Source organism: Actinobacillus genomosp. 2 (assembly GCF_029773605.1).
In the GTDB taxonomy this organism is placed as follows: Bacteria; Pseudomonadota; Gammaproteobacteria; order Enterobacterales; family Pasteurellaceae; genus Actinobacillus.
In genome coordinates, this window is sequence record NZ_CP103807.1 from 927,858 (window position 1) to 943,144 (window position 15,287).

Annotated in this window: 16 protein-coding genes; 9 read left to right on the forward strand and 7 right to left on the reverse strand. The window is 39.2% G+C overall.

Annotated features, from left to right (window positions below):
* Positions 1 to 36: 36 nt before the first annotated feature.
* Together NYR60_RS04480 and ruvC are read left to right on the forward strand one after the other, a co-directional pair.
* Positions 37 to 561 (forward strand): hypothetical protein, encoded by a 525-nt coding sequence (locus NYR60_RS04480; RefSeq protein WP_279467934.1) that lies wholly within the window; start codon positions 37 to 39, stop codon positions 559 to 561.
* An 83-nt stretch (positions 562 to 644) separates the two neighbouring features.
* Positions 645 to 1,223, forward strand: a complete 579-nt coding sequence (ruvC, locus tag NYR60_RS04485; protein WP_279467935.1) for a crossover junction endodeoxyribonuclease RuvC — start codon at positions 645 to 647, stop codon at positions 1,221 to 1,223.
* A 39-nt stretch (positions 1,224 to 1,262) separates the two neighbouring features.
* On the opposite strand, the gene NYR60_RS04490 is transcribed toward ruvC, so the two are convergent.
* Positions 1,263 to 2,729: a M16 family metallopeptidase gene (locus NYR60_RS04490; protein ID WP_279467936.1), complete on the reverse strand. Its 1,467-nt coding sequence runs from the start codon at positions 2,727 to 2,729 to the stop codon at positions 1,263 to 1,265.
* A 184-nt stretch (positions 2,730 to 2,913) separates the two neighbouring features.
* Positions 2,914 to 4,374 (reverse strand): DASS family sodium-coupled anion symporter, encoded by a 1,461-nt coding sequence (locus tag NYR60_RS04495; RefSeq protein WP_279467937.1) that lies wholly within the window; start codon positions 4,372 to 4,374, stop codon positions 2,914 to 2,916.
* Positions 4,375 to 4,595: 221 nt separating this feature from the next.
* Between NYR60_RS04495 and NYR60_RS04500 the strand changes: the two genes are divergently transcribed.
* The gene (locus tag NYR60_RS04500) at positions 4,596 to 5,525 is read left to right on the forward strand and encodes a LysR family transcriptional regulator (protein ID WP_279467938.1); all 930 of its coding nucleotides are present in this window, start codon (positions 4,596 to 4,598) and stop codon (positions 5,523 to 5,525) included.
* Positions 5,526 to 5,586: 61 nt separating this feature from the next.
* On the opposite strand, the gene rluB is transcribed toward NYR60_RS04500, so the two are convergent.
* The 4 genes from rluB to NYR60_RS04520 form a co-directional block, all read right to left on the reverse strand.
* Entirely contained in the window at positions 5,587 to 6,660 is a 1,074-nt protein-coding gene (gene rluB, locus NYR60_RS04505; protein WP_279467939.1) for a 23S rRNA pseudouridine(2605) synthase RluB, read from the reverse strand.
* 78 nt (positions 6,661 to 6,738) lie between these two features.
* On the reverse strand, positions 6,739 to 7,356 hold the full coding sequence (locus NYR60_RS04510) for an L-threonylcarbamoyladenylate synthase (RefSeq protein ID WP_279467940.1): 618 nt from the start codon (positions 7,354 to 7,356) through the stop codon (positions 6,739 to 6,741).
* A gap of 102 nt (positions 7,357 to 7,458) precedes the next feature.
* Entirely contained in the window at positions 7,459 to 7,785 is a 327-nt protein-coding gene (locus NYR60_RS04515) for a hypothetical protein (RefSeq protein ID WP_279467941.1), read from the reverse strand.
* A gap of 114 nt (positions 7,786 to 7,899) precedes the next feature.
* Positions 7,900 to 8,796, reverse strand: a complete 897-nt coding sequence (locus tag NYR60_RS04520; protein ID WP_279467942.1) for a Dyp-type peroxidase — start codon at positions 8,794 to 8,796, stop codon at positions 7,900 to 7,902.
* 170 nt (positions 8,797 to 8,966) lie between these two features.
* Between NYR60_RS04520 and NYR60_RS04525 the strand changes: the two genes are divergently transcribed.
* The 5 genes from NYR60_RS04525 to NYR60_RS04545 are packed head-to-tail and all read left to right on the forward strand — an operon-like array spanning position 8,967 to position 13,585.
* Positions 8,967 to 10,517, forward strand: a complete 1,551-nt coding sequence (locus tag NYR60_RS04525) for an anthranilate synthase component 1 (RefSeq protein ID WP_279467943.1) — start codon at positions 8,967 to 8,969, stop codon at positions 10,515 to 10,517.
* Between the two features lie 13 nt (positions 10,518 to 10,530).
* Entirely contained in the window at positions 10,531 to 11,118 is a 588-nt protein-coding gene (locus tag NYR60_RS04530; RefSeq protein WP_279467944.1) for an aminodeoxychorismate/anthranilate synthase component II, read from the forward strand.
* A gap of 56 nt (positions 11,119 to 11,174) precedes the next feature.
* Complete coding sequence (gene trpD / locus NYR60_RS04535) at positions 11,175 to 12,179, forward strand: anthranilate phosphoribosyltransferase (RefSeq protein ID WP_279467945.1); 1,005 nt, start codon at positions 11,175 to 11,177, stop codon at positions 12,177 to 12,179.
* 40 nt (positions 12,180 to 12,219) lie between these two features.
* Positions 12,220 to 12,828 carry a glutathione S-transferase family protein gene (locus NYR60_RS04540; RefSeq protein ID WP_279467946.1) on the forward strand — a complete coding sequence of 203 codons (609 nt, stop codon included), beginning with the start codon at positions 12,220 to 12,222 and terminating at the stop codon, positions 12,826 to 12,828.
* Between the two features lies 1 nt (position 12,829).
* On the forward strand, positions 12,830 to 13,585 hold the full coding sequence (locus NYR60_RS04545) for a class I SAM-dependent methyltransferase (RefSeq protein WP_279467947.1): 756 nt from the start codon (positions 12,830 to 12,832) through the stop codon (positions 13,583 to 13,585).
* Positions 13,586 to 13,613: 28 nt separating this feature from the next.
* Here the strand turns inward: NYR60_RS04545 and NYR60_RS04550 are convergent, their stop codons facing one another.
* Positions 13,614 to 14,756, reverse strand: coding sequence for a hypothetical protein (locus NYR60_RS04550; protein WP_279467948.1), 1,143 nt, complete (start codon positions 14,754 to 14,756; stop codon positions 13,614 to 13,616).
* A 196-nt stretch (positions 14,757 to 14,952) separates the two neighbouring features.
* Between NYR60_RS04550 and NYR60_RS04555 the strand changes: the two genes are divergently transcribed.
* Positions 14,953 to 15,171 carry a YdcH family protein gene (locus NYR60_RS04555; protein WP_279465755.1) on the forward strand — a complete coding sequence of 73 codons (219 nt, stop codon included), beginning with the start codon at positions 14,953 to 14,955 and terminating at the stop codon, positions 15,169 to 15,171.
* Positions 15,172 to 15,287: the final 116 nt, after the last annotated feature.

Below are 15,287 nucleotides of genomic sequence, written 5' to 3' on the forward strand. Positions count from 1 at the left end.
AACGTATATGTTTATCTTGAATAATAAGGAATAAAAATGAAAGCAATTAAACTCGTATCAGCATTATCTTTAGCAACAATTTTAGCAGCTTGCTCAACAGCAAGTGATGTTGCCTCAAATGTGACTGAAGGCGTATCAAATGTCGCCTCAGCAACCACAAATGCAGTAAAAGAAGGTGCAACCGCTGTATCTAACGGTGTTTCAAACACAGTCACTACTGTAAAAAATAAATTAACAGCCTCTTCTAAAACCGTAGTTTATCAATGCCAAAATAACAAAGCGGTTGTAGCAACTTATAACTTTGAAGGTGAGAAAGCAACAGGTTTAACTTTAACTGTGAATGATGTAGCAGTAAAAGATTTAATGCGTGATGATAACAATAAAGACTTTACGTCATTTGCATCAAAAACACACGTATGGAATGTTGATAACAATTTTGCATTAAAAACATTTAACAAAACTGAAGCAGGAATGTTATTCAAAAAAGGTAAAAATTCAGATGAAATCCTTGCCAAAAACTGCGAAGTTAATCAAACTGCAACTGCAAAGTTAAATAAATAACAGATTGATTCGTTTAGATAAGCGGGCAGGTTTGTAGAATTTTTTGCAAATCTGCCCGTTTGTTTTCATTCATTGGACAAGCTATGCCGATTATTTTAGGAATTGACCCTGGCTCACGAGTTACTGGATATGGCGTGATTCGTCAAACCGGACGCCATTTAGAATATTTAGGCAGCGGTGCAATTCGCACTTCTGTTGATGACCTACCAACTCGCTTAAAACGTATCTATGCAGGTGTGATCGAAATCATCACCCAATTTCAACCTGATATGTTTGCGATTGAACAAGTGTTTATGGCGAAAAATGCTGATTCCGCACTCAAGCTTGGGCAAGCTCGCGGTACAGCGATTGTTGCGGCAGTAAATCACGATTTACCCGTGTTTGAATACGCTGCTCGTTTAGTCAAACAAACTGTGACCGGTATCGGCTCGGCGGATAAAATCCAAGTGCAGGATATGGTCACCCGTATGCTTCAACTTTCTTCCAAACCACAAGCCGATGCTGCCGATGCTCTTGCGATTGCGATTACTCACGCTCATTCTATTCAACATTCTTTGGTCGTGGCAAAACAAAGTAATCAGAATGTCAGTAGCGATAAAGAACAAATTCTTGCATTAATGAAAACCCGTTATAGTCGTGGACGATTCCGTTTAAAAGGCTAAAAAATAAGAGTAATCAATTTCTTGATTACTCTTTTTCTCTTATTGCTTGTTTTCTTTAGCAGGTTCTGTAGCAGGTGGAAGCATATCTACTTTTTCCACTTCCGCTTTTAGCAGATTCACCGTTTCTTGCGTAATCGGCTTAATCTGTATTTTTCTTGGTGGTTGATAGTTGATCACTCGATCTTTTACATTACTCCACTGCTGGATTCTCTCATTAACCTCTTTAACCGATACTTTTTTAAGCATAGGTTCAAGTAATTCCGCTAACTTATTTTGCGTTAAGTAAGGTTTATCCAATAATACCGTTTCCGACATGAGCTTTAACCATTGTTGGAAATCTCGATCATTATCATCTTTTTTCGCATTTTCAATTTGAAGCTGGACAACTTCTTTTTGTTTAGCTAGCTCCTCTTCCGTAATAGGAGAGAGCTTTAGATTCTCTATTTCGCTAAAAATTTGCTTTAACCCTAATTCGTGCTGGGTTGATCCTACCGTTGCAAAAAAACCTAGTGCCGCTGTATTTTTACCAATATCAGATTTACGCACACTAATCGCTGACACACCTTTCGGCAAGTTATTTGCGCCTGTTTGTAATCGCTGTTCTATTAATGAAAGTGCTAAACGATCAATTAAACGTGCATAGCGAGCTTCATTAGTTCGTACACGATGTTTAGTTTCATCGAAACGAAAAATATAAGCGACTTGGCTTACACTACTTCTCGCATCTTGGAATTGATTAATTGATAATCTCTCCGCCAAAACCGGTTCTAAATAATCACGTTTAAGCGTTTCTTTTTTTGCAAAACCAGCAAAATATTGCTGAATTTGCTGCTTTGTCGCTTCCGGTTCAATATCTCCAACAACTAACAGCTGCATATTATTTGGTACATACCACGTTTGATAGAACTGCTGTAATTGGGTTGCCGGTAAACTTTGAATATTTTCCGCCGTACCGATAATCGCTCTATCCGCATAACGAGAATCAGCTCGCACCGCTGAAATACGTTTCTGATTCATCAAATTACCGACACTTTGTGCCTGTTGCCAATCTTCCAAAATATATTTACGCTCATCATCCAAATCTTCTTGGGTTAATTTTGCTTGGAATAACATTTGACTTAATAAATCAAAGCTCTTATCCAAATTTGAAGTTGACGGAGGAATCATTGTATAAGTGGTATGATCATAATTGGTTGTTACACTATAATTTTTATCTTTCTTCCATTTCTGCTCATTGAGATATGTCGTTAAACCGTTTGGGTGAGCATTAGTGCCACGGAAAACAAGATACTTAAGTGTATTTGCTGCACTAAATTGTTCATTTGTTTCATCAATCGCTCCAGCATTGACTTTCATTCGGATTTCAACTCGGCCCTGCTCCGAATGTAATGGAAGTAAGGTATAACGTAAACCATTCTCAAGTTGTCCTTGAATCGGCTCACTTTTTTCTGCATAACTTACTGCTGAAGTAGCCAGTAATACTAAAGAGGTTAAAACAACACGCATTTTTATTTTCCTAAAATAGAAAATCCTCTCACTAAATATAAGAGGGGAATAAGTGATGACATTCTAACAAATAATTATAGCAAGCGGTCTAATTTGCAAAATTTTTTACAAATTAGACCGCTTATTCTTATTCCGTTACATTAGTAACATTCCAGTACAAATTTTAGTTTTCATTTTCCTTAAACTACCACCAACCGAGTAGCTTCATCCAAACGCCACCGACAGTAAACCAAATAACTAACGAAGCAACCGAAATAATGAAACTTACGCCCCACCATTGCCCTGTTGTGTTGTAACCTGAACCGAATAATGCAGGTCCCGGGCCACCGGCATATTGAGTTAAACTCATTGATAAAGTTGAGGTATAACCTAAACCGATTGCCGCTAACATCGGCGGAGTGCCGACTGCGATTGCCGCTGCAAGGAAAGCAAGATACATCGCTGAAATATGTGCCATTGCAGAGGCAAAGAAATAGCGGGTGTAGAAGTAAACCAGTACTAAAATACCAAATGCAATCGGCCAATCCAAACCGCCGACCGATTGTGAAATATGCGAAGAAATCCACGTGATTGCACCATATTTATTTAGCGCATTCGCCATCATCACTAACACTGCAAACCAGAACATCGTATCCCACGCTGATTTTTCAGAAATGATATTTTGCCAGTTCATAATGTTAGATAAGAGTAAAATGACTAAACCGATAAAAGCGGATACGGTTGCAGGGATACCAAATGCAAGATCACCGACGGTCCAGAGGAACAGTAATAACACAAAATCTAATGCTAAAATCCATTCCGCTTTACTCATTTTGCCCATATTTTGTAATTCTTGACGAGCCATCTCCGCCATTTTAGGCGTATCTTTTAATTCAGGCGGATAAATCAAATAGAGTAAATACGGCAGAACGATTAAACAAACCACACCAGGAACTAATGCACCGATAAACCAAGTAATCCATGAAATCTCTACGCCTTGACCGCGAGCAAGTTCGGCAATCAAAGGGTTACCCGCCATAGCGGTTAAAAACATCGTACAAACAATCGTATCGATTTGCGATACGGCTAAAGCCAAAAACGCACCGGCACGTTTTGCTGTCGGACCAGGCTTAGAATCGTATGCTTCGGCAATCGATTTCATAATCGGATACATAATACCACCACCTCGAGCCGAAGCAGATGGGATTCCTGGTCCGATAACCAAATCGGCAAGAGCAATACCGTAAGCCACGCCCATCATTCTCTTACCGAAGCGAGAAACGAAATAAAGCGCGATACGCTTACCCAGCCCCGTTTTAATTACCGCCTGCGATAAAAACATTGCGATCCCGATTAACCAAATCGTTGCATTGGAAAAACCGGATAACATCGCCACTTCGTCTTTACCCGCTTTAATCGGGGTTAATTCGGTCACACCGCTAATCACTAATGCGACTAAAGTAGCCGCGCCCATAGGCATTGCTTTTGCAATAATCGCCACAATCGTTGCAACGAATAAAGCTAACATTCCCCATGCTCTTTCACTCAACCCTTCCGGGGTAGGAATTAATACGATACCAAATCCAACCACAACGGAAATCAGCAATCCCTGCCAATTAAAACCTAATTTAACCTCAACCGGAGGTGATTTTTGCTCTGCTGACATAACTTTTCTCCTAACTAAAATAGATTACAGTCTAACCATAATTTCAGCTAAAGATGTCAAAAAATCACCATATTTTGATTTTAATTAAACATTATTTTTTATTATGTGAAAAAAATATCAAATATAGCGAATTAACCTCTATTTTCATTTTAACTCTTGGCATAGAAAGCATTTATCTATAATATCTTTCATCATTTTTCTTCTTATAATGAATTATTTACATGAAACCGATATTTCTTGAATTACGTCACTTAAAAACGTTGGTCGCTTTAAAGGAAAGCGGGAGTGTTTCTCTTGCCGCTAAACGAGTACACCTTACACAATCCGCTCTCTCCCATCAGCTTAAATTATTGGAAGATCAATATGAACTCACTTTATTTGAGCGTAAGACCCAACCGCTACGTTTTACACCCGCCGGAGATCGTCTAGTCAAATTGGCGCATGATATTCTGCCGAAAATCGTTGAAGCCGAGCTTGATCTCGCCCGTGTCAAACAAGGGGAAGCGGGAGAATTACGCATTGCGGTGGAATGTCATACCTGCTTTGACTGGCTGATGCCGGCAATGGATACTTTCCGTCAAAGTTGGCCACTAGTCGAATTGGATATTGTATCTGGTTTCCATACTGATACTGTCGGTCTACTCTTAACCCATCGCTCGGACTGGGCTGTTGTTGCCGAAGCTGAGGAAACAGAAGGCATTATTTACCGTCCACTATTTTCGTATGAAATGGTTGGTATTTGTGCTAAAGATCACCCATTAGCACAAAAAGAAGTGTGGGAAGCGGAAGATTTTATTGATGAAACTTGGATTACTTATCCGGTTCCAGATGATATGTTAGATTTATTGCGTAAAGTGTTACGCCCTGCCGGCATTAATCCGACACGCCGTACCAGCGAATTAACCATCGCAATTATTCAGTTAGTGGCAAGTAAACGAGGCATAGCGACTTTACCTTATTGGGCTGTCAAACCTTATTTGGATCGAGGCTATGTGGTTGCCAAGAAAATTACTCAGCAAGGGTTATACAGCAATCTTTACGGTGCATTTAGAGAATCGGATCAGCATTATGCTTATCTTAATGATTTCCATAATACAGTTAAATCGCAAAGTTTCGCAACATTACCAGGGCTACTGGTGCTTGAAGAATAATCTTCTCGCAGTATGAATAGAAAACGGTCGATTTTCTTAAACCGACCGTTCTTATTTATCTTTATGCTACTGTACGATATTTAGCGTGTTGTTTTACCGCCTTACGAATTTGTCGAACATTAGTACGACGGCGATTTTTTGTTACATCCACTTTGGTCTCGGTTTCCGCCGGTAAGCCAACAAGCTCACGCAAATAGTTTACTTGCTCCAAGCCCATTTCTTCCCAACCGCCACGAGGTAAACCTTTTTCTAATTTGATATTACCGTAACGAATACGAATTAAACGACTTACTTCAACGCCTTGTGATTCCCATAAACGACGTACTTCACGGTTACGTCCTTCAGTTAAAGTGACATCAAACCATTGGTTTAAACCTGTGCCACCAACGGTTTTAATCTGTTTAAAGTTTGCCGGACCGTCTTCTAACTGAACACCTTTACGTAAACGTTGTAACATTGCTTCATCAATATTACCGAACACACGCACCGAATATTCACGCTCTACTTCACGACTTGGGTGCATTAAACGATTCGCTAATTCGCCGTCTGTAGTAAACAGTAATAGACCTGACGTATTAATATCTAAACGACCAACTGCAATCCAACGTGCACCGGTTAAACGAGGTAAACGATCAAATACGGTTGCACGACCTTCCGGATCTGAACGAGTACATAATTCGCCTTCCGGTTTGTAGTACATCAACACACGACAAATTTCTTTTTGTGCCGGAATTAAGCTGATTAAATTACCGTCAATACGAATTTTAGTCGCACTACTTACTTGTACGCGATCGCCTAAACTTGCAATCTTACCGTCAACACTTACACGCCCTGCCGCAATAATCTCTTCCAATTCACGACGAGATCCTTGACCGGCACGTGCTAGAATTTTCTGTAATTTTTCACCAGCTACTTTCGTTTTTTTCTCTGCTGTTTCAGCCACAGAAGCGGTCGGTTTTACGGATTTTTTTACTAATGGTTTAGATGTTAGGCGAACTCGTCTTTCCGATTGTTCATCAAATTTTTTAGATGATGTACGCTTATCTTCGCTACGTTTATCAAAACGCTTTTCGCCTTGCGAATGTTTAAAAGACGGTGAACGTTTATCAGTTGGTTTTTTTTGAAATGTTGTCATTAAAATTCCTTAAATTGTCGCTCTCACGAGCGTCTGAAATATAGATTTCTCCGCTGATACACAAGCAGAAAAACGCAATTAGTTAAAAGGCGTAATATCGCCTGATCCTTCACGAATAATTCGAGGACTCTCTTCGGTTAAATCTATCACGCTGGTCGGCTCTTGACCTAAATAACCGCCATGAATAATTAAATCCACACGATGTTCCAAATGCTCTCGAATTTCATCCGGATCCGATTCGGTAATTTCCGTATCAGGTAACATTAGCGAACAAGATAAAATCGGCTCGCCTAACGCTGCAATTAATGCCAAAGCGATCGCATTATCCGGTACACGAATCCCAATCGTCTTACGTTTGGTCATTAATCTACGCGGTACATCTTTGGTTGCCGGTAAAATAAAGGTGTAAGGATTTGGCGTGTTATTTTTGATTAAGCGATAAGATTGATTAGTGACTAATGCGTAAGTGGAAAGCTCTGACAAATCACTACATACCAAGGTAAAATTGTGATTTTCAGGTAATTTACGAATCGCAACAATGCGATCCATTGCGTGTTTTTCACCGATTGCACAGCCTAAAGCATAACCTGAATCTGTCGGATAAATAATAACGCCACCATTTTTAATAATTTCTACCGCTTGATTAATCAAACGAGCCTGAGGATTATCAGGATGAATATAAAAAAATTGGCTCATAGCGTAATATCCTTCGAAAAAAATGTTGGTGCATTATACACCAACATTCTTATATTCTCTAAAGTAATTGTGCCGTTATAGAAATCATCTCGTAAAAGAACACTATAGATGAGATTTTTTAACACTACGTACAATAAAAAAAGCAAATGTAGATAAAAGCACAGCAACAATAACAAGTCCGATTGATAATCCCATTGTTGATTCCTCCATCAAATTCTCTTTATTTTTACGTATAAAATCTGCCATAAATAAACATATATACATTGAAAATAAAAGCACGAAGCTATTAAATAATTTATAAAACAAACCATTCGGGCTATATAGTACAACAGGAATTGCCAAAAGCTCAATTTTACTAATATCGTCCAAGATCTTACACCAAGAATCTAAGCTTTCTTTATTAAAAGGCTTCTTAAATATATTAAGCATTTATATCTCCATTTATCAGAAGATATAACCTTAAAAGAAAAAGCACTTCTAAGCAGTAAACCATGCTTATTTTTACGATTGAGATCGCAAAATAATCTACTTTTGTATCTATTATCACACCATAGCCAATTGTTCTAACGACGGAGCAAAATAGTAACTGCCTGAAACCGCTTTGGTAAAACCTAACAAGCGGTCAGTTTTGCCGTCTAATTCACCAAACATACTTTTAAGCTGCTGGTCGATATTGTGTAAATGTTTTGCAAAAGCAATGAAATATAGGCCATGCTCACCACTCGCTAAGCCGTATGGTAAACTGTGGCGTAGAATTTTTAGACCTTCGCCGTTTTCTTTTAAATCCACACGACCTACGTGAGAATTTTCCGGCACATCATCAAGCTCAACGCTATCCGCTTTTGTTCTGCCGATCACCTGTTCTTGACGTTCGGTATTCATCTTATGCCATTTAGCCAGTTGATGAACATAACGTTGGCTCAATACATAACTCCCACCGGCATCTTCACCGTCTTCAATTAAAGCAACTTCACGCAATTTTTCATCGGTTTGCGGATTCTCCGTACCATCAATAAAACCGGTTAAATCACGCTCTTCCACCCAACGAAAACCATGGGTTTCCTCTACAATTTCCGCCACCGCTTTTAATTGTTCCACCACCATTAAAGCGATAGAAAAATTAATATCCGGACGATTTGATTGAATATGCACTAAAAAATCACGTTGGGTTGCCGGTGCATACTCTCGTTCCGCTTTGCCTAGTGCAACAAAATCCTTTAATTCGGTAGCGGAATTAGCTTTTAACTGACTCCAAAGCGTTTTGCCGAAAGCAAGGGTAAGCCCTAATGCCTCTGTTGCAAACTGCTGCTGAATTTCTTGAAATTGATGCTGAATGCTATGGATTCTAGAACGAAACGTTTCAATATTTAGCACATTCGCTTCAATAAAAATGCCTGATTTACGATGGGTTAATGTAATGCCGGATTGTGGAGTTGCCATAATGTATCCCGTAAATAAGAAAATAGGTAAGAAATAATGGCTATTGTACAAAAGCAATTAAATCAAATCTGTCGTTTTAGTCAAATCTTGCACATTTAAAAAATATGCTTGACTTATTATTTTTATACTAGTTTAATAGTACATAAATAACTTAAACAAGGAATCGTGAAATGAATCTCCATACTCAGCAAACACAACTTCCCTATTATGAAGATACAACCGTAGCGTTTTATCACTTATGTGATAAGAAACCGTATACGCTGTTATTGGATTCAGCAGAAATCCACAGTAAAAACAGCCTAAAAAGTCTATTGTTCGCCCAATCCGCCTTACATATTTATTGCGATGCACAAACCGTCACTTTTGAAGCGTTAACTGAAAACGGTAAAGCCGTACTTCCCCATATTCAAGCAACGCTTGCTCAGTTATCTCCGGCTCCTAATTGCCAATTTTCAGCAGAATTTAACCGCTTGTCGGCTATCTTTCCGCCCATTGCCCAAAATTTAGATGAAGATAGCAAACTTAAAACCAGCACCGTGTTTGACGGCTTACGTTGTGTGAGCCTACTTTTTGCTGATAAAGCGGAGCCGATCTATTTAGGCGGTTTATTTAGCTACGATTTGGTCGCCCATTTTATTCCAATGGACGGTATTCAACTACAAGATGATGGCTTACGTTGCCACGATTACAGCTTCTATCTTGCCGAACAATTAGTGTTTATTGACCATCAAAAACAGGAATCGGTGTTGCACACTTTCTGTTTTGATGAAACACAGCAAAGCCGCTTACAGCAACAAGCGGTCGAATTTAGCCAAATGCTTGCAAAATATCAACCTTGCGAATTACGTTTACCGATTCAAGCTGCAAGTGGTAAAGTAAAAACCAATATTGAAGATGAAGCCTTTAAACAAATCATTCAAAAACTCAAACATCATATTCATATCGGTGATGTGTTCCAAATTGTGCCTTCACGCCGTTTTAGCTTACCTTGCCCGAATATTTTAGCCGCTTATCGCCAGCTTAAAATGAATAATCCGAGCCCGTATATGTTCTTTATGCAAGGCGAAAACTTTACTTTATTCGGTGCATCACCCGAAAGTGCGCTGAAATATTCACAAGCTAATCGTCAATTAGAAATCTATCCGATTGCCGGCTCTCGTCCGCGTGGATTTGATGCTAATGGCAATATCGATCCGGAATTGGATTCACGCTTAGAATTGGAATTGCGTTTAGATCAAAAAGAATTGGCAGAACATTTAATGTTAGTCGATCTGGCTCGTAATGATGTCGCACGAGTCTGCCAAGCCGGTACACGTAAAGTGGTGGATCTGATGCAAATCGATCGCTACTCACAAATTATGCACCTTGTCTCTCGAGTGGTTGGCACATTGCGTACCGATTTAGATGCTCTACACGCTTATCAGGCGTGTATGAATATGGGAACTTTAACCGGTGCACCAAAAATTAAAGCGATGCAATTAATCTATCAAGTAGAGCAACAAAAACGTCACAGCTACGGCGGTGCGGTCGGTTACTTAACTTCGCACGGCGATTTAGATACCTGCATTGTGATTCGTTCCGCATTCGTACAAAACGGTATCGCTTACGTACAAGCCGGTTGCGGTGAAGTATTGGATTCGGATCCGCAATCGGAAGCGGATGAAACACGTCACAAAGCGAAAGCCGTATTAAAAGCAATCGCACAAGTTAATACCAAATAAGGACGGATAAGCTATGGCATATATTCTTTTTGTTGATAATTTTGACTCGTTTACCTACAACCTTGTCGATCAATTTCGTGAATTAGGTCATCAAGTGACGATTTTCCGTAATGATTACCCGTTGGAAGATTTTTTGAAAAAAGCACAAACCACCGAAAATTGTATTGTAGCGCTTTCGCCCGGCCCTGGCACACCGGCAGAGGCAGGTAACCTGCTCACGATCATTAAACAGCTCAAAGGCGTTGTACCGATGATTGGCATTTGTTTGGGGCATCAAGCAATTATCGAAGCGTTAGGCGGACGTATCGTGCATACCGGTACCATTTTACACGGCAAAGTGTCTAAAATTGAACACGATAACCAAGCAATGTTCCACGGTATTAATAACCCGATGCCGGTTGCCCGTTACCATTCATTAATGGGTGATAACCTACCGGAGGAGTTAGAAATCAATGCTCACTTCGATAATATCGTGATGGCGATTCGCCACAAACAATTACCGATTTGCGGTTTTCAATTTCACCCTGAATCAATCCTAACCGTAGAAGGCACTAAATTATTAAAACAATCGGTCGAATGGCTGCTTTCCACACAACATTAAGCAAAAAAATTTAGAAAAATAACCGCTTATCAACATAACAAAAACAGGATAATACTATGCAACTCGACAACATTCTTAGCCAATTATTTGAAAATCAAGCACTCACGAAAGCAGAATCGCAATACTTTTTTGAACAAGTAATTCAAGGTAATATTTCTAACGAACAACTTTCCGCTGCGCTTATTGCATTAAAAGTACGGGGCGAGACAATTGAGGAAATTGCCGGAGCGGTTGAAGCTGCATTCTCAAACGCAACCGAATTTCCGACACCGGATTACGCCTTTGCGGATATTGTCGGCACCGGTGGTGACGGACAAAATACAATCAACATTTCTACTGCTAGTGCGATTGTAGCAGCGACTTTAGGCTATAAAGTCGCAAAACACGGTAGCCTTAGTGTTTCCAGTAAAACCGGCGCAAGCGATGTGCTATCCGCATTAGGAATTAATGTGGCGATTTCCCCCCAAACCGCACGCCAAGCGTTAGATGAAAATAATCTCTGTTTCTTATTTGCACCGCTTTATCACGCTGGTTTTAAACACGCTGTACCGGTACGCCAAGCGCTGAAAACTCGCACACTATTTAATATTCTGGGGCCGTTGGTGAATCCGGCACACGCTAAACGCCAATTACTCGGCGTTTATTCACCGGATGTGTTAAAAATTTATGCAGAAACGGTACGCATCTTAAATCATCAACATTCGATTGTGGTGTACGGTTCCGGTTTAGATGAAGTGGCGGTACACGGCGAAACGTTAGTCGCTGAAATTGAACAAGGAGAGATCCATTATTTCACACTAACACCGGATGATTTCGGTATCCAACGCCATTCAATTGAGGCGTTAAAAGGTGGGGAACCTGCAGAAAATGCCGAAAAAATTACCGCTTTATTAAAAGGCAAAGGCGAAGCGGCACATATTGATGCGGTTGCAGTAAATACTGCTATGCTTATGCGTACTTTCGGCGAACGAGATTTAAAAGCCAACGTACAACGTGTTAAAGATTTGCTCAGCACAGATAAAGCCTACCAGACCTTGCAAAAACTCGCCCAATACCAGTAACATATCGCCCACATTTGTGGGCTTTTTTATAGGAAAATTTATGTATCAGCTTTATATCAATCCGCCTAAATCGTCTTGGTCGCTTCGTCCTTGGATGCTACTGAAAATGCTGGATATTCCTTTCGAGCCAAAAATTGTCCGCTACCTCGCAGATATAAATGAGCAAAGACAACAATTTTCAACCTTTTCAGCAACAGCAAAAATTCCTGTTTTATATGATAATGAGGTACAAATTTGGGATAGTTTGGCGATTATTGAGTACGTTGCCGAAAGTTATCCGCAAGTTTGGCCAAAGGATAAAAAAGCTCGAGCATGGGCTCGTTCTGTTTGTGCCGAGATACATTCCGGTTTTGAGAATTTGCGAAATATTTGTGATTTTCGACCGCTTGAAAAAATTACGCTTACGGAAATTCCTCAACAATTAGAAGATGAGCTCAAACGCTTAAACACGATTTTTACACAAGGCTTACAACAATTTGGTGGCAAATATTTAACAGGTTCATTCTTCACTGCGGCAGATGCGTTTTTATTGCCGGTAGCGGCAAGAATTAATACTTACGGATTAGCCCACTATTTTGATGAAAATGTGCGGATATACCTGCAACAAATGTTAGCATTACCTGCATATCAAGAATGGTTAAAAGGATAAAATGAAAAAAAGTATTTACGATACCCCGATTTTCTTTGAACGTTATCAACAATTACGTGAAAACCCAATCAGTATGAATGAAGTGGTGGAAAAGCCTACTATGTTTTCACTTTTACCGGATCTTACCAAGAAAAAAGTGTTAGATTTGGGATGTGGTACCGGCGTGCATTTGGCGCATTATTTGAAAGCGGGTGCGAGTAAAGTTGTCGGACTGGATTTATCGGAACTGATGCTGAAACAGGCGGAAAGTGATTTAGCAAAAAATTGGCAAAAATCGACCGCTTTCTCACTGCACTGCCTGCCAATGGAACAATTAGATAAAATTCCGGAAGATCATTTTGATGTGGTCACCAGCTCGTTTGCGTTCCATTATATTGAGGACTTTGCCGATTTACTTGCAAAAATTTCCGCAAAAATGACCGCTTGCGGTACGCTGATTTTTTCCCAAGAACATCCGATCGTCACTTGCTATAAAGACGGCTATCGTTGGGAGAAAAATGAGCAAAAACAACAAGTTGCTTATCGTTTAAATTATTATCGAGAGGAGGGGGAGCGAGACAGAAGTTGGTTCCAACAAGCATTCAAAACCTATCATCGCACCATGGCAACAATTTGCAATCAGCTAATTCAAGCCGGTTTTGAAATCGTGCAAGTGGAAGAGCCGATGCTGGCGGAACAACCGCAATGGCATAACGAGTTTAACGATCTACAACATCGTCCGCCGCTTTTGTTTATTAAAGCGATTAAAAAAAATTAAGCAGCCAATCGGCTGCTTAATACTCTGCTTATGAAAGAGGAAGTTTATAATCCGGTGTCGGATCCATTTCCGGAATAATCTCTTTTTCTGGATTTTCTACTTCCTCTTTAGATTGTTTATCCGGAGAAGTCGTCGCCTCTTTTTCTTTAATTTCATCTTTTGCTTTAACAGCTTCTGCGTTTTTTTCTGACTCTAACTTTGTTCCTGTATCTGTATCAGTGGCTTTTACTTCTGTACTTTTGTTTTCAGTCACCGGAGATTCTGACTTCACTTCTACAGCGGCTTTAACGTCAGTTACCTGTTGAACTTCAGGTTGCTTTTCTTGTGAAACCGCTTTTGTATCTACCGATTTATGTTCAGTATTTACCGCTTCTTTAGCTACCTCTGTGGCTTTAGTTTCTATAGTTTTCTCAGCATCTAAAGGTTTAGATTCCACCTTTTCTTTGACTTCCACTTTATTCGGCTCTACAGACTTCGTAATTGGCGAAAGTAAACTTGGCACACCAATAGATTTTATTGGCTTGGTTGATTCTAATTTAGTTGATTGTTGTTCAGAATCTACCGCTTGTTCTGTAGTTGCAATATCATCGCTCAGTTCAACGGTTAAAATACTTTCTTTATTAGGCTCAATAGATACTTCTTCTAAACTTTGTGGGTAATCTAATGAGTGATGAACCTCCTGCTCTGCTCCTGCAATTTTTTTGGTAATTAATTTCTGGCTAAATTCCACTTTAGGATCCAACCAAATTGCAAGCATCGCATTATTAAACGCCTGATCAAACTCCTGTTCAATCACTTGATTATTTAATACAAAATAGCCTTTGTCTGCTAATGCAATATAACTTAATCTATCATCAGATTTTATATCTGGTAAAATTTTACGCAGGCGATCAATCACTACATCTTGGTCCGATAATGTAATCCCTAAATTTGTCCAAGATTTTGCCACAGAAATCGCAAAGTCACGCCCATCAACCGGTTTACTATATTTCAAAGTTAACATGATCGGACGTGTACCCGCTTTATATTCGCCCGTTTCTGTAAAGAGGGAAATATTATAAATTTTGAACGGCCCCCAAGTGTAATCAATATCATTGATTTTTTCCCACTTAGCGACAGCAGCCCCACTTAATAGAGCTAAGAAAAAAGATAAGAGAGCTTTGCAACGCATTTATTATTGTCCCTACAAACAAAATGAGGCTGTATTATACCTGAGCTGGTATGAGAGTAAATTCATCTATTAACGCCAATGTAAATATTTTGTGATCCACTTCAAAAAATCCAAACAAAATCAGCACGAAATAAATAAAAAGGAGTAGTATCAAATTAAACCTAAATGATTAACTAAGACATAATAGGAGTTGTATATGTTCCCTGAATTTCGTGAATTAATTACTCAATTAAAAAATAGTGATACTCACTTTTCTCGTTTATTTGATAAACATAATGAGTTAGACCAACGTATTAAAAATATGGAATCAAATATTGAGCTTGCAACCAATGATGAAATAGAGGTATTGAAAAAAGAAAAACTACATATTAAAGATGAGTTATACACAATCTTAAAGAAAAAATCTGTAGAATAAAAATTCTGAATTAAGTAGTTAATTATCTAACCTAAATTAATCATCCCTTTCAAAAATTTGGAAGGGATTTTTTTATGTATTCTAATAAATTAATCTGTTATTCACAAAAAAGCGGT